General features: G+C 69.5%; 17 protein-coding genes. 9 read left to right on the top strand and 8 right to left on the bottom strand.

All coding sequences use genetic code 11. From position 1 onward, the window contains the following. Positions 1-4: 4 nt before the first annotated feature. The 3 genes from rpe (at position 5) to purH (ending at position 4199) form a co-directional block, all read left to right on the top strand. A complete protein-coding gene (gene rpe, locus GGQ96_RS11250) occupies positions 5-679 on the top strand; it encodes a ribulose-phosphate 3-epimerase (RefSeq protein WP_184114633.1) in 675 nt (224 codons plus the stop codon). Between the two features lie 20 nt (positions 680-699). After that, on the top strand, positions 700-2439 hold the full coding sequence (locus GGQ96_RS11245; RefSeq protein ID WP_184115109.1) for a heparinase II/III family protein: 1740 nt from the start codon (positions 700-702) through the stop codon (positions 2437-2439). A 149-nt stretch (positions 2440-2588) separates the two neighbouring features. Next, a complete protein-coding gene (purH, locus tag GGQ96_RS11240) occupies positions 2589-4199 on the top strand; it encodes a bifunctional phosphoribosylaminoimidazolecarboxamide formyltransferase/IMP cyclohydrolase (protein WP_184114631.1) in 1611 nt (536 codons plus the stop codon). Between the two features lie 235 nt (positions 4200-4434). Here purH and GGQ96_RS11235 read toward each other — a convergent pair whose 3' ends face one another. From GGQ96_RS11235 to nadB, 5 genes are all read right to left on the bottom strand, one after another. Beyond that, positions 4435-4716 carry a hypothetical protein gene (locus tag GGQ96_RS11235; protein ID WP_184114629.1) on the bottom strand — a complete coding sequence of 94 codons (282 nt, stop codon included), beginning with the start codon at positions 4714-4716 and terminating at the stop codon, positions 4435-4437. A gap of 63 nt (positions 4717-4779) precedes the next feature. Beyond that, positions 4780-6297, bottom strand: coding sequence for a lipopolysaccharide biosynthesis protein (locus GGQ96_RS11230; RefSeq protein WP_184114627.1), 1518 nt, complete (start codon positions 6295-6297; stop codon positions 4780-4782). Positions 6298-6313: 16 nt separating this feature from the next. Next, positions 6314-9082: a DNA polymerase I gene (gene polA / locus GGQ96_RS11225; protein WP_184114625.1), complete on the bottom strand. Its 2769-nt coding sequence runs from the start codon at positions 9080-9082 to the stop codon at positions 6314-6316. Between the two features lie 42 nt (positions 9083-9124). After that, positions 9125-10252 (bottom strand): serine hydrolase, encoded by a 1128-nt coding sequence (locus GGQ96_RS11220; RefSeq protein ID WP_184114623.1) that lies wholly within the window; start codon positions 10250-10252, stop codon positions 9125-9127. 170 nt (positions 10253-10422) lie between these two features. Next, the gene (gene nadB, locus GGQ96_RS11215) at positions 10423-12018 is read right to left on the bottom strand and encodes an L-aspartate oxidase (protein WP_184114621.1); all 1596 of its coding nucleotides are present in this window, start codon (positions 12016-12018) and stop codon (positions 10423-10425) included. Positions 12019-12124: 106 nt separating this feature from the next. Between nadB and GGQ96_RS11210 the strand changes: the two genes are divergently transcribed. After that, positions 12125-12373 (top strand): hypothetical protein, encoded by a 249-nt coding sequence (locus GGQ96_RS11210; RefSeq protein ID WP_184115173.1) that lies wholly within the window; start codon positions 12125-12127, stop codon positions 12371-12373. 162 nt (positions 12374-12535) lie between these two features. Here GGQ96_RS11210 and GGQ96_RS11205 read toward each other — a convergent pair whose 3' ends face one another. After that, positions 12536-13456: an ABC transporter ATP-binding protein gene (locus GGQ96_RS11205; RefSeq protein ID WP_184114619.1), complete on the bottom strand. Its 921-nt coding sequence runs from the start codon at positions 13454-13456 to the stop codon at positions 12536-12538. Between the two features lie 58 nt (positions 13457-13514). On the opposite strand from GGQ96_RS11205, the gene GGQ96_RS11200 reads away from it, so the two are divergent. Beyond that, a complete protein-coding gene (locus tag GGQ96_RS11200; protein WP_184114617.1) occupies positions 13515-13748 on the top strand; it encodes a zinc-finger domain-containing protein in 234 nt (77 codons plus the stop codon). Positions 13749-13922: 174 nt separating this feature from the next. On the opposite strand, the gene ung is transcribed toward GGQ96_RS11200, so the two are convergent. Next, positions 13923-14612 (bottom strand): uracil-DNA glycosylase, encoded by a 690-nt coding sequence (ung, locus tag GGQ96_RS11195; protein WP_184114615.1) that lies wholly within the window; start codon positions 14610-14612, stop codon positions 13923-13925. An 80-nt stretch (positions 14613-14692) separates the two neighbouring features. Between ung and tldD the strand changes: the two genes are divergently transcribed. Beyond that, positions 14693-16150 (top strand): metalloprotease TldD, encoded by a 1458-nt coding sequence (tldD, locus tag GGQ96_RS11190; protein WP_184114613.1) that lies wholly within the window; start codon positions 14693-14695, stop codon positions 16148-16150. 271 nt (positions 16151-16421) lie between these two features. Here tldD and GGQ96_RS21680 read toward each other — a convergent pair whose 3' ends face one another. Next, complete coding sequence (locus GGQ96_RS21680) at positions 16422-16562, bottom strand: type II toxin-antitoxin system CcdA family antitoxin (protein WP_343059012.1); 141 nt, start codon at positions 16560-16562, stop codon at positions 16422-16424. A gap of 123 nt (positions 16563-16685) precedes the next feature. On the opposite strand from GGQ96_RS21680, the gene GGQ96_RS11180 reads away from it, so the two are divergent. From GGQ96_RS11180 to GGQ96_RS11170, 3 genes are all read left to right on the top strand, one after another. Further along, complete coding sequence (locus tag GGQ96_RS11180; protein WP_184114611.1) at positions 16686-16883, top strand: putative signal transducing protein; 198 nt, start codon at positions 16686-16688, stop codon at positions 16881-16883. Between the two features lie 158 nt (positions 16884-17041). After that, positions 17042-17380: a P-II family nitrogen regulator gene (locus GGQ96_RS11175; protein WP_184114609.1), complete on the top strand. Its 339-nt coding sequence runs from the start codon at positions 17042-17044 to the stop codon at positions 17378-17380. 16 nt (positions 17381-17396) lie between these two features. Continuing rightward, entirely contained in the window at positions 17397-18758 is a 1362-nt protein-coding gene (locus GGQ96_RS11170; protein ID WP_184114607.1) for an ammonium transporter, read from the top strand. Positions 18759-18889 lie beyond the last annotated feature (131 nt).

Below are 18889 nucleotides of genomic sequence, written 5' to 3'. Positions count from 1 at the left end.
CGCCATGTCGACCCGCTCCCATCGCCCCGTCCGCATCGCCCCGTCCATCCTGTCCGCCGACTTCGCCCGGCTGGGCGAGGAAGTCCGCGCGATCGACGCGGCCGGCGCGGACTGGATCCATATCGACGTGATGGACGGCCATTTCGTGCCCAACATCAGCATGGGCCCGGCGATCGTGAAGGCGATCCGCCCGGTCACCACCAAGCCATTCGACGTGCATCTGATGATCGCGCCGGTCGATCCCTATCTGGAGGCGTTCGCCGAGGCAGGAGCCGACTGCATCACCGTCCATCCGGAAGCCGGCCCGCACGTCCATCGCACGATCCAGACGATCAAGGCGCTGGGCAAGCGCGCCGGCGTGGTGCTGTGCCCGGCGACGCCGGTCGACACGCTCGACTATCTGATCGATCTGGTCGACCTGGTGCTGGTGATGAGCGTCAATCCGGGCTTCGGTGGCCAGCATTTCATCGATAGCCAGCTCAGCAAGATCGCCGCGATCCGCGCGATGATCGACTCGACCGGCCGCGCCATCGACCTGGAGGTGGATGGCGGCGTCGATCCCGTCCATGCGCCGCGCTGCATCGCCGCCGGGGCGGATGCGCTGGTCGCGGGCACCGCCGTATTCCGGGGTGGGCCGGATCGCTATGCCGCCAATATCGCGGCATTGCGCGCCGGGTGAAACGGCCCGCGCTCGACGCGATGCTCCGACCGCGTTCCAGCGATGATCCCGCGATCGACGGCGTGGAGGAGGGCAAGCGCCTGGTCCGGGCCGCCGGTGGCGGCGGCTCGTCGCTCGCCGAGCGGCTGGCGGAGCGGCTGCGCGCCTTCGCCTGGGCGACGCCGCTCCACCGCCTGCGGCTGAACGGCCGCCATCCGGTGCGGCTGGTGGCGGTGCCGATCGACCCGGTCCCCGGCGACGTCGCGCGCGGCCGGGCGATGCTGGCCGGGCAGATCAACTATCTTGGCGAGGCGCGCGATCTGGCGCGGCTGGACCTGGCCAAGCCCGACTGGACGCCGGGTTTCGACCGTTACCTGCATGGCTTCGACTGGCTGCGCGACCTGTCCATGGCCGGGTCCTTGTCGCAGGGCGTGCCGGTGGCGGAGGCGCTGATGAGCCGCTGGCTGGCGCGTCATGCCGACAAGGTCACCGACCCCGCCTGGTCGCCCGCCCTGTGGGGGCGGCGCATCCTGTTCTGGACCGCGCACGCGCCGCTGATCCTGTCGTCGACCGACGTGGTGTACCGCGCGCAGGTGCTCAACACGCTGGCGCGCGGGGCCCGGCATCTGGACCGCTGCGCCGACCAGGCGGTGGCGGGCACCGGCCGGATCGCGGCGTGGAGCGGCATCGTCGCCGCCGGGCTGCTGATCCCCGGCGGCGAACAGCGCCGCGCCTTTGCCGAGCGCGGCCTGGCGCGGGCACTGGGCAGCGGCATCCTGAGCGACGGCGGCGTGGTGTCGCGCAGCCCGGTCGACCTGCTGGAGGCGGTGATGCTGCTCGGCATGGTGCGCGCCTGCTACGAGGCGCGCGGGCTGGAGCCGCCCGAGCTGATGCGCGCCGCCCTGTCGCGCATGGTGCCGGCGCTGCTCGGCGTGATGCATGGCGACCGCGCCCTGTCCTGCTGGCAGGGCGGCGGGCCCTCGACCGAGGCGCATATCGCGGCGGTGATCGAGGCGAGCTGCATCCGCACCCGGCCGCTGCGTCAGTCGCGCGACTGGGGTTACCAAAGGCTGGCGGCGGCGGGAGCGGTGCTGATCGTCGACGCCGCGCCGCCGCCGATCGCCCGGCTGGTGGCGGGGGGCTGCGCCTCGACGCTGGCGTTCGAATTCTCCGACGGGCCGGACCGGCTGGTAGTCAATTGCGGCGGCGCGCGCGACCATGTCGTGCAGCTGCCCGGCGGCCTGGCGGAGGGGTTGCGCACCACCGCCGCGCATTCGACGCTGACCCTGGCCGACAGCAATTCCACCGCCATCCTGCCCGACGGCACGCTGGGGCGCGGCGTCACCGAGGTCGAGCTGTCGCGCCAGGAATCCGACGGCGCGAGCCGGATCGAGGCCAGCCATGACGGCTATGCCGCGCGCTGGGGCTTCGTCCATCGCCGCCAGCTGCTGCTGACCGGGGACGGGCGCGAGCTGCGCGGCGAGGACGCCCTCCTGCCGGCCGGCAAGCGTCGCGCCGTGTCCGACGCCGGCTTCACGCTGCGCTTCCATCTGGGGCCGGGGGTGGAGGCGGTGCCGGCGGCGGAGGGGCAGGCGGTGATGCTGCGCACCGCCAATGGCGCGCTGTGGCAGTTCCGCTGCAAGGGCGGCGAGCTGTCGATCGACGACAGCCTGTGGATCGACGGGCAGGGCCGCCCGGTCGGCATCCGCCAGCTGGTGATCGTCGGCCAGGCGAGCGGCGGCGGCGTCCATGTTAGCTGGGCGATGAAGCGCGCGGCGTGATGTCCGTCACTCCGCCGCCGGGGGCGGCATCGGCGGGTCCCGCGACCATGCTGGTATAAAATCGGACGGCGGGGGCTTGGGTGCGGCCGCTCCCAGCGTGTAAGGCCGCCGCAACCTTTCCCATCTCCCAGATCCCCCGAGGACCATCCATGACCCCTGTCGCCGTTCCCGCTCCCGATATGGTTGCCGTCCGCCGCGCGCTGCTGTCGGTGTCCGACAAGACCGGCATCGTCGAGTTCGCCCAGGCGCTCAGCCAGCACGGCGTCGAGCTGGTGTCGACCGGCGGCACCGCCAAGGCGCTGCGCGATGCCGGCCTTGCGGTGATGGACGTGTCGGAGCTGACCGGCTTCCCGGAAATGATGGACGGACGGGTCAAGACGCTCCATCCCAAGGTGCATGGCGGCCTGCTCGCGGTGCGCGACGATGCCGGCCATGCCGCCTCGATGCAGGATCACGGCATCGGCGCGATCGACCTGGTCGTCGTCAACCTCTACCCTTTCGAGGCGACGGTGCTGCGCGGCGCGGAGCGCGACGAGGTGATCGAGAATATCGACATCGGCGGCCCGGCGATGGTCCGCTCCGCCGCCAAGAACCATGGCTATGTCGCGATGGTCACCGACCCCGCCGACTATCCGGTGGTGATCGCGGAGATCGCCGCCGGCGGCACGACGCACGCCACGCGCAAGCGGCTGGCGGCGCGCGCCTTCGCCGCCACCGCCGCCTATGACGCGGCGATCGCGCAGTGGTTCGCCTTCGCCGACCAGGGCGAGCATTTCCCGCAGACGCTGCCCATGGCCTATACCCGCCATGCCGACGAGCTCCGCTATGGCGAGAACCCGCATCAGTCGGCGGCGCTCTACATGCCGCGCGGCCCCCATGGTCGCGGCATCGCCCAGGCCGAGCAGTTGCAGGGCAAGGCGCTGTCCTACAACAATCTGAACGATGCCGACGCGGCGCTGGAGCTGGTCAGCGAGTTCCGCGACGGGCCGCCGACCGTGGTGATCGTCAAGCATGCCAACCCCTGCGGCGTCGCCACCGCCGACACGCTGCTGGACGCCTACAAGGCCGCCTTCGCCTGCGACACGGTGTCGGCGTTCGGCGGCATCATCGCCTGCAACCGCCCGCTGGACGAGGCGACGGCGGAGGCAATTTCGGGCATCTTCACCGAAGTGGTGGTCGCTCCCGACGCCAGCGACGCGGCCAAGGCGGTGTTCGCGCGCAAGAAGAACCTGCGCCTGCTGCTGTCGGGCGAGCTGCCTGATCCGGAGCGTCCGGGCCTGGCGCTGAAGTCGATCGCGGGCGGGCTGCTGCTCCAGTCGCGCGACGGCGGGCGCCTGACCGACGACATGCTGAAGGTGGTGACCAAGCGCGCGCCGACGCCGCAGGAACTGGCCGATTGCCGCTTCGCCTGGACGGTCGCCAAGCACGTCAAGTCGAACGCGATCGTCTATGCCAAGGACAATGCCACCGCCGGCATCGGCGCGGGCCAGATGAACCGGCTGGAATCGGCGCGGATCGCCGCGTGGAAGGCCAAGGACGCCGCCGACAAGGCCGGCTGGGCGGAGCCGCGCACGATCGGCTCGGCGGTGGCCTCGGACGCCTTCTTCCCCTTCGCCGACGGCCTGCTCGCGGCGGTCGAGGCGGGGGCGACGGCGGTGATCCAGCCGGGCGGCTCGATCCGGGACGAAGAGGTGATCGCCGCCGCCGACGAGGCGGGGCTGGCGATGGTGTTCACCGGGATGCGCCACTTCCGGCATTGATAAGAAGCCAGCCCTCCATAGCTTCGGCATGTGAGGGATGAGTGGTATAACCCTTCTACCACCCCGGCGAAGGCCGGGGTCCAGTTGGGTCACGGTGGTAAGTCAGCCGGACGGTTGCGTTACTGGACCCCGGCCCTCGCCGGGGTGGGGCGTGGTGGATGAGTGGATGCCCTCCACCACGCTATTCCATTGTACGAGCGGGTTCATGGCTGGCCCATGGCCCCGCTCATAATCCTCAGCGCAGCTTGTCGCTGCCGTTGATCAGCGCTTCCTTCTCGCCGTTGCTCATCGCCTGGGCATTGACGTCGGCGGCGTCGATCGCGTCTTCCTGCTGTTCGCCGGTCTTGCGCACGGCCTTGGCCTGATCTTCGAGATTGTCGGCCTGCGCCTCCAGCGCGTCGGCGCGGTTGTCGGCGGCCTGTTCGACCCGGTCGCCGAGCTTGTCGTCGCCCTTGCCGCCGCACGCCGCCAACGCCAGCGCCGCCGCGACGGGCAGCAGGAGTCCGATCTTCTTCATTATATACGATTCCCTGGTGGTTTATGCGGATCAGGCTACGCACCAACCCCCCGGGTCGTTCCGTCAGCGTACCGGCGACCCGACATTGGGCAGGGTGGCATCGTCGCCCGACGGCACGCTGCCGAACAGCGCGCGATCGGCCGGTCCGAAGGCGCGGCGCCACAGGATGAACAGATAGGTGCCCGCGATCGCCGGCACGCCGAACATCAGCTCCGCCCATTCCAGCCGGGGCGGCAGGAGCGTGAAGGCGCCGCCGACCGCGGTCGCCGTACCGGCCGCCCACAGGATCGGCCAGCGGAACGGGGACACCGGGGCGTGCAGGATGCGGCGCAGCAGCCGCGCCTTGATCAGCGAGGTCAGCCCCACGCTGGTCATCAGCGCCACCGCCGGCCCCGCCGCCTGCCACGTCACCGGCCAGTCGAGCGCGCGCATCAGGAAGATGAAGGCGAAGCTGAGGCCGATCTGGACGAACAGCATGACCGCCGAGATGGCGAGGTTGCGGTGCCGCGCGATATAGACCAGCGCCGATTCGCACACCGCGCCGGGCGAGGCCAGCACCTCGGCGAACAGCAGGAAGGCGAGCGCGGCGGTGCCCGCGACGAATTGCGGGCCGACGATCCCCATCACCGCCTCGCCCGGGATCGATCCGGTGAGGGCGAGGCAGCCCTGCGCGGCGATGATCCAGAAGGCGACCTGGCGCACCTGCCGCGCCACCGCCGCGCGGTCGCCGATCGCCAGCGCGCGGGTGATGACGGGCCCGAGCACGGGGTCGAAGCTGGTCTTCAGCTTCTGCGGCAGGGAGGCGACCTGCTGCGCCATATAGTAGATGCCGACGATGGCGGGGGTGAAGACCAGCCCCAGGATGAAGCGGTCGACATTGCGGCTGCCCCATTCCAGCGCGTCCGCCCCGGCGAGCGGCGCATTGGCGCGCGCCAGCCGCGCCAGCCGGCCAAGCTGCGGCCGCCAGCCATGCGGCAGGCCATAGCTGCGCAGGAACGGCACGATCGAGGCGAGCAGCGCCGCCGTCATCGACGCGACATAGGACAGGACCAGGCCGTCGCGGATCGTGACGAAGGAGAAGACCCAGGCCGCGCCCGAGATCGTCCATGGCTCCACCACCGCGCGTGCGGTCACCGCCGCCTTGACGTTCAGCCGATAGGCCAGCGCCGCCAGGCTGACGTCCGACCAGGCGATGGCGATCACGATCAGCGGCAGCCAGCGATCGAGCCCGACGATCGGCGAATTGGGATAGAGGAGCTGCGGAAAGCGCCACAGCACCGCGCTGGCGATCAGCGAGGCGACCAGTGCGAGCGCCATCGCGTCCCAAACGACATGCGCGTGCGGCCGGTCGGTCGCCGCCAGCGCCTGCGCCAGGCCACGCTTCATGCCGAGCGTCGCGAGCAGCGCCGCCAGCTCGACCACCACCACCGCGATGGCGAAGCGCCCGACCAGGTCGGGGCCATAGAGGCGGCCGGCGATGAACAGGAACGGGATGCGTGCCGCCAGCCGCAGGATGAAGCCCGCGACATTGGTCCGCCCGCCCTTGGCGAGCGCGTCGATATCTTGAGGGTCGTCGGACATCAGCGAAGGGTCATGCTCAATGCGCCGCGCCCCAGGACAGGCCGGTGCCGATCTCGACGCCCAGCGGCACGCTGAGCGTCACCGCCGGCTCCGCAGCGCGTTCCATCACGTCGCGGATCACCGCGCTCGCCGCGGCGACATCCGCCTCGGGCAGTTCGAACACCAGTTCGTCGTGCACCTGGAGCAGCATCCGGACATGGGAGAGGCCCGCCGCCGCCAGCGCCGGCTCCATCCGCACCATCGCCCGCTTGATGATGTCGGCGCTGGTCCCCTGGATCGGCGCGTTGATCGCGGCGCGCTCCGCGCCCTGGCGCTCGCCCTGGTTCTTCGACTTGATGCGCGGGAAATGCGTCTTGCGGCCGAACAGCGTCTCGGTGAAGCCATGGTCGCGGACCTGGGTCAGCGTCTCGGCCATGTAGCGGTTGATGCCGGGGAAGCGCTCGAAATAGCGGTCGATCATCGCCTGCGCCTCGTCCGCCGACACCTCCAGACGGCCGGCGAGACCCCAGCGGCTGATGCCGTAGAGGATGGCGAAGTTGATCGTCTTGGCGCGCGCGCGGGTGTCGCGATTGACCTCGCCGAACAATTCGGTCGCGGTAAGGCTGTGGATGTCGTCGCCGTTCGCGAACGCCGCCTTCAACGCCGGCACGTCCGCCATGTGCGCCGCCAGCCGCAACTCGATCTGCGAATAGTCGGCGGCGAGCAGGACATGGCCCGCCTCGGCCACGAACGCCTCGCGGATCTGGCGGCCGATCTCGGTGCGGATCGGGATGTTCTGGAGGTTGGGCTCGGTCGAGGACAGGCGGCCGGTCTGCGCGCCGGTCAGGCTGTAGCTGGTATGGACGCGGCCGGTCTTCGGGTTGATCTGCGCCTGGAGCGCATCGGTATAGGTGTTCTTCAGCTTGGTGAGCTGGCGCCATTCCAGCACCTTGTGGACGATGGCGCTGCCCTCGCCCTGCTCGCGGGCCAGCCGCTCCAGTTCGGTCACGTCGGTCGAATAGACGCCCGACTTGCCCTTGCGCCCGCCCTTCAGGCCCAGCCGCTCGAACAGCACGTCGCCCAGCTGCTTGGGGCTGCCGATGGTGAAGGGGCCACCGGCCAGCGTGTGGATCTCCGTCTCCAGCCCGGCGATCTTGCCCGAGAAATCCTCCGACAGCGCGGCAAGCCGGGCGCGGTCGACCTTGATGCCGTGCCGCTCCATGCGCGCGATCACCGGCACCAGCGGCCGGTCGACCATCTGGTAGACGCGGGTCGCGCCCTCCACGGGCAGCCGCGCCCTGAACCGGTTCCACAGCCGCAGCGTCACGTCCGCATCCTCGGCGGCATAGCGGGTCGCGGTCTTGAGATCGACCTCGTGGAAGCCGAGCTGCTTCTTGCCGGTGCCGACCACCTCCTTAAAGGCGAGGCAGCTGTGGGAGAGGTGCGTCGCCGCCAGTTCGTCCATGCCGTGGCCATGCAGCCCGGCGTCCAGGTCGAAGCTCATCACGATCGTGTCGTCATGCGGAGCAATGCTGATGCCGCGCTCGCCCAGCACGATCATGTCGAACTTGAGGTTCTGGCCGATCTTGAGGACCGATTCGTCCTCGCACAGCGCCTTGATCCGCGCCAGCGCCGCCTCGACCGGGATCTGCACCGGCACGTCTGCCAGCAGGTCGCTGCCGCCATGGCCGAGCGGGACGTAGCAGGCGCGGTTGGGCGCGAGCGCAAGGCTGACGCCGACCAAATTGGCCTGGGTCGCGTCGGTCGAGCTGGTCTCGGTATCGATCGCAACGAACCCCTGGTGCACCGCCTCGGCGATCCACTGGTCGAGCGTGTCGAGGTCCTGCACGGTGACATAGGAGTCGAGGTCGCAGGCCGGCTCGTCCGGGATCGGCGCGTCGGTCGCCGGCCCGGCGGCGGGCGCGACCGGCGCGTCGGCGATCTGGCCCAGCTTGTTGATCAGCGAGCGGAAGCCGTGATGCTCCAGGAAGGCGCGCAACGGCGCGTCCGGGATCGCCGGGTGCAGCGCCAGCTCCTCCAGCGGCGTCGGCAGCGGCGCGTTGCATTCCAGCGTCACCAGCCGCTTCGACAGTCGGGCATTGTCGGCATGTTCGATGAGATTGTCGCGCAGCTTGCCCTTCTTCATCTCGGGCGCGGCGGCGAGGACTGATTCCAGGTCGCCATGCTCGACGATCAGCTTGGCGGCGGTCTTGGGACCGATGCCCGGCACGCCGGGGACATTGTCGACGCTGTCCCCCATCAGCGCCAGCACGTCGCCCAGCTTCTTCGGCCCGACGCCGAACTTCTCCTCGACATAGGATTCGCCCAGCCGACGGTTGTTCATCGTGTCGAGCATGTCGAGGCTGCCATCCTCGACCAGCTGCATCAGGTCCTTGTCGCCCGACACGATCGTCACCTGCCAGCCTTGCGCCAGGGCGGCGCGGGCGTAGCAGGCGATCAGATCGTCCGCCTCCAGCCCGGCTTCCTCGATGCAGGGCAGCGAGAAGGCGCGGGTGGCGTCGCGGATCATCGGGAATTGCGGGACCAGGTCCTCGGGCGGCGGCGGCCGATGCGCCTTGTACTGGTCGTACAGCTCGTTGCGGAACGTCTTGGACGATTTGTCGAGCACGATGGCCATGTGCGTCGGCCCGTCGGCGGCGTTCACCTCGTCGACCAGCTTCCACAGCATCGTCGTATAGCCATAGACAGCGCCGACCGGCTCGCCATGCTTGTTGGTGAGCGGCGGCAGCCGGTGATAGGCGCGGAAGATATAGCCGGAGCCGTCGACGAGATAGAGATGGGGCATCGGGGCCGGGCCTAGCAAATCCACGCGCGGGCGGGGAGCGCCTTATTGCAAGCTGTTGAGTCTGGCCGCATTTGATGGATGCGCCTGGACATATTGGGTGAGCGCGGCGGCCACCGCCTGGATCAGCATCTGACGCTCGCGGATCGGCCGGATGGAGTCGCCGATCATCACCGCCAGCGCATAGCGCCGGCCGTCCGGCGCGGTGAGCAGCCCGACATCGTTGAAGCCGGCGTTGCGCACGCCCAGGTCCTGCCCGGTGCCGGTCTTGTGCGCGATCTTCCAGCCGGCCGGCAGCGCCGCGCGCAGGCGGGCGCGGCCGGTCACCGAACTGGCCATGGTGTCGAGCAGAATGCGCGTCGAGGTTTCCGACAGGATCTCGCCGCGCGCCAGCCGGGCGAGCGCATCGGCGATGGCGAGCGGCGCGGCCCCGTCCGGCGGATCGGCGACATAGCGGTCGAGCGCCGCCTTGCGCGCGTCGGGCGACAGGCGCGAGCGGGCGATCTGGAAGGCGTTGCCGATCGCATAGGCCGGCTGCCAGGTGAGCCCGGCGGTGCCCGCCTGCAACTGCCGCTCGCCGGGGCCGAAGCGGATCTCGCCCAGCCGCTTGGCCTGGATCATCCGCCGCACCGCCGAAGGCCCGCCGACCAGGGTCAGCAGCCGGTCGTTGGCGGTATTGTCGCTCTGCGTCAGCGCCCGGGTCAGCAGGCCGCCGACGCTCGTCCGGTAGCCCCCCGCCTTGACCAGGAAGGCGATCGGCTGGTGGAACAGCGTCAGATCCTCGGGCCGCACGATGATCGGATCGTCAAGGCGGAGGCGGCCCTGGTCGCGCTGGTCGAGCACGGTCATCGCCACCCACAGCTTCGACACGGATTGCTGGGGCAGGCGCTGACGGGCGCCGTGCTCGACCGTCCAGCCATCGTCGACCGCGCGGATGGCGATGCCGAACCGGCCGTGGAAGCCGGCGGCGATCGAATCGATCCGCGCCTGCAACTCGCGCGGGCGATTGGCGGCGGGGCGGGCCGGCGCGGGTGGCGGGACGGGGATCGAGACCGACGCCTGGTCCTCGCGCGACGGCGCACGACCGCTGCCGCCCAGGCGCGTGCCGGAACCGCAGGCGACCACCGCGCCGCCGATCAGGGCCAACAGGGCCAGCGCCCTCGGAAAAGTCATGCGTTCCAGAAGATCCACCACCGCCGTGCCCGATCCTTATCGGCTGGCGGGCGCGGGAAAAGGGGCTTTTGCGGTCCTGCGACGAAGCGGCAGGCGCGCGCGGCGGGTGGAGGATCGATGCTGGGAGCACCGTGTGCCTTGCCGCCGCAAGAGCCTGGTGGAACGCCCCGTCACGGCACCAGGATGGTGTCCACCGCGTCCGGCAGCGTCTCCGGATAGTCGAGCGTATAGTGCAGCCCCCGGCTCTCCTTGCGGTGGAGCGCGGAGCGGACGATCAGGTCGGCGCTCTGGAGCAGGTTGCGCAGCTCGATCAGGTCGGGCGTGACGCGGAAATGGCCGTAATAGTCCGCCACCTCCTCGGTCATCAGGCGGATGCGGCTGGCGGCGCGCTGGAGCCGCTTGGTGGTGCGGACGATGCCGACATAATTCCACATGAAGCGGCGGATCTCGGTCCAGTTCTGCTTGATCACCACCTCCTCGTCCGAATCGGTGACGCGGCTCTCGTCCCAGGCGCGGATCGGCGGCGGCGGGGGCAGGTCGTCCCAGGCCCGCGCGATGTGCGCCGCCGCCGATTCGCCATAGACGAAACATTCGAGCAGCGAGTTGGACGCCAGCCGGTTGGCGCCGTGCAGGCCCGACTGGGTACACTCGCCCGCCGCATAGAGGCCGGGCAGGTCGGTGCGCCCGTCACGGTCCACGACGATGCCGCCACAGGTATAATGCTGCGCCGGCACCACCGGGATCGGCGCGCGGGTCATGTCGATGCCGAGGCCCAGCAGCTTGTCGTAGATGGTCGGGAAGTGCGCGCGGACGAAATCGGCCGGCTGGTGGCTGATGTCGAGATGGACGTAATCCAGGCCGAGCCGCTTGATCTCATGGTCGATCGCACGCGCCACGATGTCGCGCGGGGCCAGTTCGGCGCGCGCGTCGAAGCGCGGCATGAACCGCTCGCCCCCGCCCGGCACGCCTTGCGGCAGCAGCAGATGCCCGCCCTCGCCGCGCACCGCCTCGGTGATCAGGAAGTTCTTCACGTCGAGATTGTAGAGGCAGGTCGGATGGAACTGCATGAACTCCATGTTCGAGACGCGCGCGCCGGCCCGCCACGCCATGGCGATGCCATCGCCGGTCGCGCCGCGCGGCGCGGTGGAGAAGAGATAGGTGCGCCCCGCGCCGCCGGTCGCCAGGATGGTGGCGCGCGCGGTGTAGAGATTGACCCGGCCGCTCCGCCGGTCGACCGCATAGACGCCCCAGACATGGTCGGCGCCCGAATAGCGCTGCTCGTGCCGGCTGGTCGCCAGGTCGATCGCGACCTGGTCGGGGACCAGGGTGATGTTGGGGTGCGCCTCGGCGGCGCGTTGCAGCGCCTCCTGCACCGCCCAGCCGGTGGCGTCGGCGACATGGACGATGCGACGGTGCGAATGGCCGCCCTCGCGCGTCAGGTGCAGCGCATCGCCCTCCATCGCGAAGGGGACGCCCAGCTTGCGAAGTTGCTCGATCGCGGCGGGGGCGCGCTCGACGACGAACTCGACGGTGGCGCGGTCGTTCAGGCCGGCGCCCGCGACCATCGTGTCCTCGATATGGCTGTCGAACGTGTCGCCCGGCTCCAACACCGCGGCGATGCCGCCCTGCGCCCAGGCAGTGGAGCCTTCGTTCAGCGCGCCCTTCGCCAGCACCGTGACCTGGAAGCGCTCGGCCAGGTTGAGCGCGGCGGTCAGCCCCGCCGCGCCGGAGCCGACGATCAGCACATCGGATCGGCGGCCGCTCATGCGGACGGGCTTTCGAACGAGGGCGCGGGGCGGGGCGACGGATACATCCCGCCGCTCTGGCACAGGAGGGCGGGGATGTGACAGGGGGAAGTGATGTGGAGAAGCGATGGCCGGGCAATGCGACGAACCGTTGGACGATCGGGGAACCGAAGCGGCCACCCCGCTTTCAACCGGGACTGTGAGTATCCTGTCCAAGGCCGATCGCCTGCGCGATCGCGCCGCGCGTCTGCGTTCCGAAGCTGTGAACTGTGTGGCGATCGCCGTGCGCGAGCGTGACCAGGATCATGCCGCCCGCCTGATCGACGAGGCGGTGACGCTGACGCGCCGGTCGGCGGAGCTGCTGGCGAAGAAGTAGGGGCGTTCCCGATTGTTTCCTGTTCCCCGGCGAAGGCCGGGGCCCAGTTGAAAAGGTGGGTGTAACGGAGCGCTCGCGTCGTCACCAGCGTCCCGCAACCGGGCCCCGGCCTCCGCCGGGGAACAGGTACGTCGGAAAATGGCGCGTTGAAGGACGCCAGCCTTACCCCTCGCCGCGCGTCAGACTGAGGAACACGTCCTCCAGGTCCGCTTCCTTGGTGGAGACATCGACGATGCCCAGCCCGGCCGCCTGGATCGCAGCCAGCACCTCGCCGGCATTCACCTTGTCCTTGGCATAGGTGATCTCCAGCGTCCGCTCGCCCTTCAGCACGATCTTCTGGAAACAGGCGTTCGCCGGCGGCGCGGCGACGTCGCGGTCGACGGTGACGGCGACCACCTTCTCCTGCGCGCGGCCGACCAGCGCGCGGGTCGGCTCGTTGGTGATCAGGCGACCATGGTTGATGATCGCGATCCGGTCGCACAGCTCCTCGGCCTCTTCGAGATAATGGGTGGTCAGCACCACCGTCACCCCGCCGGCGTTGAGCTCGCGGACATAGTCCCACAGCTGCTGGCGGAGCTGGATGTCGACGCCCGCGGTCGGCTCGTCCAGCACCAGCACCGGCGGCGAATGGACCATCGCCTTGGCGACCATCAGCCGCCGCTTCATGCCGCCCGACAGGGTGCGCGCATAGGCATTGGCCTTGTCGGCCAGATGCACCGCCTGGAGCAGCTCCATCGACCGCCGCTCGGCCTTGGGTACACCGTACAGTCCGGCCTGGATCTCCAGCGTTTCGATCGGCGTGAAGAAGGGATCGAACAGGATCTCCTGGTTGACGATGCCGATCGACGCCTTGGCGTTGCGCGGATGCTCGGCGATGTCGAACCCCCAGATGGAGGCGGTGCCTTCCGTCCGGTTCACCAGCCCCGCCAGGATGTTGATCAGCGTCGACTTCCCCGCGCCATTGGGGCCGAGCAGCCCGAAGATCTGGCCGCGGGGCACGTCGAACGTCACCCCGTCCAGCGCCCGCTTGCCGCCCGCATAGGTCTTGCCCAGGCCCTGGATCGAAATCGCCGCATCAGTCATGCGGTTCGCGATAGGCCGGTGCTTGCCTGACCACAATGCTCCTTGCTATCGCAGCACCATGCATCCGCCGCTCGAAATCACCCGTGTCAGCCAGCCCCGCGTCGCCTGTGACGGCGCCAGCGACATTCCCGGAGGCGCCGCGCTCGGCCATCCGCGCGTCTGGCTGCAGATCGACGAGGAAGGCTATGTCGATTGTGGCTATTGCGATCGCCGCTTCGTGCTGATCGGCGGCGCGGCCGACGGCAAGGACCAGTCGACGCTGCCCGACCATCCGGACGGCGCCAGCGCCTGATTGCCAGAGGGGTGCCCGGGCTTCGAGAAGCCGGCCACCCACACCCTCAAAGCCCCCCCCCCCCCGGCGAAGGCCGGGGCCCAGTTACGGAACGGTGGCGGTCAGCCAGCAGCGTTTCCCAACTGGATTCCAGCCTTCGCCGGGGTGGTATCGTCTCTGTTGCGGAGGTCGCGCCTATACCGGCGGCAGCGCCCAGTCGATCGGCGGCTGGCCGTGCGCGACCAGGAAGGCGTTGGCGCGCGAGAAGGGACGCGAGCCGAAGAAGCCGTTACGCGCCGCCAGCGGCGACGGATGCGCCGACCGGATGATGCAGTGCCGCCCGCCGCCCGCCGCTTCGACGAAGCCGGCCTTGCGCTGCGCATAGGCGCCCCACAGGATGAAGACGATTGGGCGCGGCTCGGCCGCGACATGGCGGATGATCGCGTCGGTGAACTGTTCCCAGCCGCGCTTCTGGTGCGAGGCAGCGGCGCCGCGCCGCACCGTCAGCACCGAATTGAGCAGCAGCACGCCCTGCTGCGCCCAATGGTCGAGCGTGCCGTGCGGCGCGCGCGGGATGCCCAGGTCGCTCTCCATCTCGCGGAAGATGTTGGCCAGGCTGGGCGGCGGCTTCACCCCGGGGGGCACCGAGAAGGACAGGCCGTGCGCCTGCCCGTCGCCATGATAGGGGTCCTGGCCCAGGATCACGACCCGGACCCGGTCGGGCGGCGTCAGGTCGAGCGCGCGGAACCAGTCGGCGGGCGCGGGGAAGACCGGCCCGGCGCGGCGCTCCTCGGCCAGGAACGCCGTCAGCGTCGCCATATAGTCGCTGTCGAACTCGGGCCGCAGCGCGGCGAGCCAGTCGGGATGCAGGCGGATGTCGCTCATCGCCGGGGGGATGGATAGGCCCGCGGGCAAGGTCAAGCCTGGGTCAAGCCTGGGTCAAGCCTGGGTCAAGCCGGCGGTCCATGGACGTCGGCCGCGCCGCCCCTATATTGTGGCCCATGACCTATCAGGACCCGCGCGGCTTCCTCTACCGCGAATTGTCGCCCGAGACGGCGCAGCGCCTCACCAGCGACGCGCTCGGCGGCGCCGATGACGGCGAACTCTATCTGCAATATCGCAAGTCGGAGGCGTTCGGCTTCGACGACGGCCGGCTGAAGACCGCCTCCTACGACACCAATGCCGGCTTCGGCCTGCGCGCGGTGTCGGGCGAGACGACCGCCTTCGCCCATGCCAATGAGCTGAGCGAGGCGGCGATCCGCCGCGCCGGGCAGACGATGGCGCTGATCGACCCGTCCGCCGCCGCGCGGGCACCGGCGCCGGCCGGCACCAACCGGCACCTCTATACCGATGCCGATCCGCTCGACCTGGTGCCCTTCGCCGACAAGGTGAACCTCTGCCAGACGATCGACGCGGCGGCGCGTGCCCGCGATCCGCGCGTGGCGCAGGTGTCGGTGTCGCTGTCCGGCTCCTGGGGCGTGGTCGAGATCGTTCGCGCTGACGGCTTCGTCGCCACCGACGTGCGGCCGCTGGTGCGGCTCAACATCCAGATCGTGGTCGAGCAGAACGGCCGGCGCGAGACGGGCAGCTTCGGCATCGGCGGCCGCTATCTCTACGACCGGCTGTTCGACGCGGCGACCTGGAACCGCGGGATCGACGAGGCGCTGGCCCAGGCGCTGGTCAATCTCGACGCGGTCGCCGCGCCGGCCGGCGAGATGACCGTGCTGCTCGGGCCGGGCTGGCCGGGCATCCTGCTGCACGAGGCGATCGGCCACGGGTTGGAGGGCGACTTCAACCGCAAGGGCACCTCGGCCTTTTCCGGCCGGCTGGGCGAGCGGGTCGCCGCGCCCGGCGTGACGGTGGTCGATGACGGGTCGCTCGCCGACCGGCGCGGCTCGCTGTCGATCGACGACGAGGGCACGCCGACGCGCGAGACGGTGCTGATCGAGGACGGCATCCTCAAGGGCTATATGCAGGACCGGCTCAACGCCCGGTTGATGGGCATGGCGGCGACCGGCAACGGCCGGCGCGAGAGCTTCGCCCATGCGCCGATGCCGCGCATGACCAACACCTTCATGAAGGGCGGGCAGGACGATCCGGCCGAGCTGCTGTCGCGGGTGAAGACCGGCATCTTCGCCAAGTCGTTCGGCGGCGGGCAGGTCGACATCGTGTCGGGCAAGTTCGTCTTCTCCTGCACCGAGGCGTACCGGATCGAGAATGGCCGGATCGGCGCGCCGATCAAGGGCGCGACGCTGATCGGTGACGGGCCGACCGTGCTGACCAAGGTGACCGGCATCGGCAACGACTTCGCGCTGGACGAGGGGATCGGCGTCTGCGGCAAGGGCGGGCAGGGCGTGCCGGCCGGCGTCGGCCAGCCGACCCTGCTGGTCGAGGGGCTGACGGTGGGCGGCACGGCGGTGTGAGGGCGAGGGGGGATGATCGTCCGCTCCCCTTCATTCACACCACCCCGAGGAGAGGGGAGCTTGCGAAAGTTGACGTTTCGTCCCCGCGAGCTTCCACCCCGGCGGACGCCGGGGTCCGGTTACGGAGCGGAGGTGATGATCACCAGCGTCTCGCACCTGGATCCCGGCCTTCGCCGGGATGGCGCGTGAGGGAGCGTGTTGATCAGTAGCAAGGTTTGATGGCCATTGGTCAGGGGTGCCTAACTGTCACGGCCGACAAGTCGTTGCGCCATCAGAACAAGCAATAGCGCGCCAGCGGCAGGCCGTTTTCCTCGATCCACTGGTTCCAGCCGGCGACCGCCTCGCGATTCTCTTGCTGCCAACGCCGCGCGCTTTCGGCTTTCACCGAGTCGCGAAGGCCGGTGGGCTGCACGGGATCGGCGGGATCGGATCGGTATGCGATCGCCCTGTAGGAAAGATATGGTCGCCCCCCTCACCCGGCGAGGGTCAATGATCCGCAGACGGAACGATCCGCCCCGCGCGGCGCTTCACCCGCATGGCCCTGGTCGAACTCGGACGATATGCGCGCAACGAGGCGATGATCCTGGTCGGCCGGCTCGAGTCCGAGGGGATCGAGGCGGTCGCCTTCGATGGCGGCGCGAGCATCGCCGACGGCAGCTATCTGCTGATCCCCGTGCGCGTGATGGTCGATGAGGACGAGCTGTCCGCCGCACGCGACATTCTGCCTGCCTGAAAAACAGGCAGCGGCCGGGATTGCTGCTTAATTAATCGTTGCACCGCCGCTGCGTGCCTCCGCTGCCGCTGCCTATCTCCCGCAAATCCCGCCATTTCGGATTTTGGCACGGCTGTTGCGATGCAACGCCAGCATCAACAGCCATCAAAGGGGGCGGGATGAAACTGGTCATTGCGGTCATCAAGCCGTTCAAGCTCGACGAGGTGCGCGAAGCCCTGACGACGCTGGGCGTCGCGGGCATGACGGTCACCGAGGTCAAGGGGTTCGGCCGCCAGAAGGGTCAGACCGAAATCTATCGCGGCGCGGAATACAGCACCAACATGGTGCCCAAGATCAAGATCGAGGTGGTCTGCGCCGCCGCCATCGCCGACCGCGTGGTCGAGGCGGTGCAGCAGGCGGCCAACACCGGCGCGATCGGCGATGGCAAGATCTTCGTGCTCGATGTCGGACAGGCGGTGCGCATCCGCACCGGCGAGACCGACGATGCGGCGCTCTGAGGCAAAGGGGGGTAAGATGAAGCAAGCGATCAAGATCGCCGCCGGGGTGGGCCTGGTGGCCGCGCTCTGTGCCGCGCTGCCCGCCTGGGCGCAGTCGGCGACGTTGCAGGCGCCGCCCGCCGCGCCGACGGCGGTCGTCAACAAGGGCGACACCGCCTGGATGATGACCTCCACCGTGCTGGTGCTGATGATGATCCTGCCGGGCCTGGCCTTGTTCTATGGCGGCCTGACCCGGTCGAAGAACATGCTGTCGACCATGACCCAGATCGGCGCAGTCGCCTGTCTGGCGATGCTGGTCTGGGTGATGTGGGGCTACAGCATGGCGTTCGGACCAGACGTGTCCAACACCTTCCTGTCGCAATTCGTCGGCAGCCTGGACAAGGCGTTCCTGAAGGGCGTGACCTCCACGACCCAGGCGGCGACCTTCACGCCGGGCGTCGAGATCCCCGAATATGTCTTCGTCTGCTTCCAGATGACCTTCGCCGCGATCACCGTCGCGCTGGTGTTGGGCTCGGTGGTCGAGCGGATGAAGTTCTCGGCGGTGATGGTGTTCGCGCTCGTCTGGCTGACGATCGTCTATTTCCCGATCGCGCACATGGTCTGGGCCTCGTCGGGCGTGTTCTTCAAGGCCGGGGCGCTCGACTTCGCCGGCGGCACCGTCGTGCACATCAACGCCGGCGTGTCGGCGCTGGTCGCCGCGATCATGCTCGGCAAGCGGCTGGGCTACCCGCGCGAGCCGATGCCGCCGCACTCGCTGACGCTGACCGGCGTCGGCACCGGCCTGCTCTGGGTGGGCTGGTTCGGGTTCAACGCCGGCTCGGCGCTGGAGGCCAACGGCACCGCCGGCCTGGCGATGATCAACACCTTCGTCGCCACCGCGTCCGGCGCGCTGTTCTGGATGCTGATCGAGCGCGCGCGCGGCCACAAGGGCTCGGCCCTGGGCTTCTGCTCGGGCATCATCGCCGGCCTGGTCGCGGTCACCCCGGCGGCGGGCAACAGCGGCCCGTTCGGCGCGATCGTGCTGGGTGCGGTCGCCTCGATCATCTGCTTCTTCGCCGTCTCGGTGCTCAAGCCCAAGCTCGGCTATGACGATGCGCTCGACGCGTTCGGCGTCCACGGCGTCGGCGGCATGATCGGCGCGATCGGCACCGCGATCGTCTATGCCCCGTCGCTCGGCGGGCCGGGCGCGGCGGACTATGCGATCGGCACCAAGCTGCTCGTCCAGATCGAGGCGGTCGTCGTGACCATCGTCTGGGCGTCGATCGGCACCGTCATCGCCATCCTCGTCGCCAAGGCCGTCACCGGCCTGCGGGTCAGCCAGGAGGTCGAATATGAAGGCCTCGACCTCGGCGAGCATGGCGAGCGCGCCTATAATTGACTGTTCGGGTGCGGGGGACGGTCCCCCGCACCCCACCGATGTTCCTCCTGCGGACGACCCTCAGCCCGGTGCGGAAACGCACCGGGTTTTTTTCGTCGCGTTCCACTTCGATCCAATAACGCTGTGATCCA

The sequence above is a fragment of the Sphingomonas abaci genome, from assembly GCF_014199625.1.
GTDB classification, from domain to species: Bacteria; Pseudomonadota; Alphaproteobacteria; order Sphingomonadales; family Sphingomonadaceae; genus Sphingomonas; species Sphingomonas abaci.
This window is presented reverse-complemented; position numbering and strand designations above follow the sequence as displayed.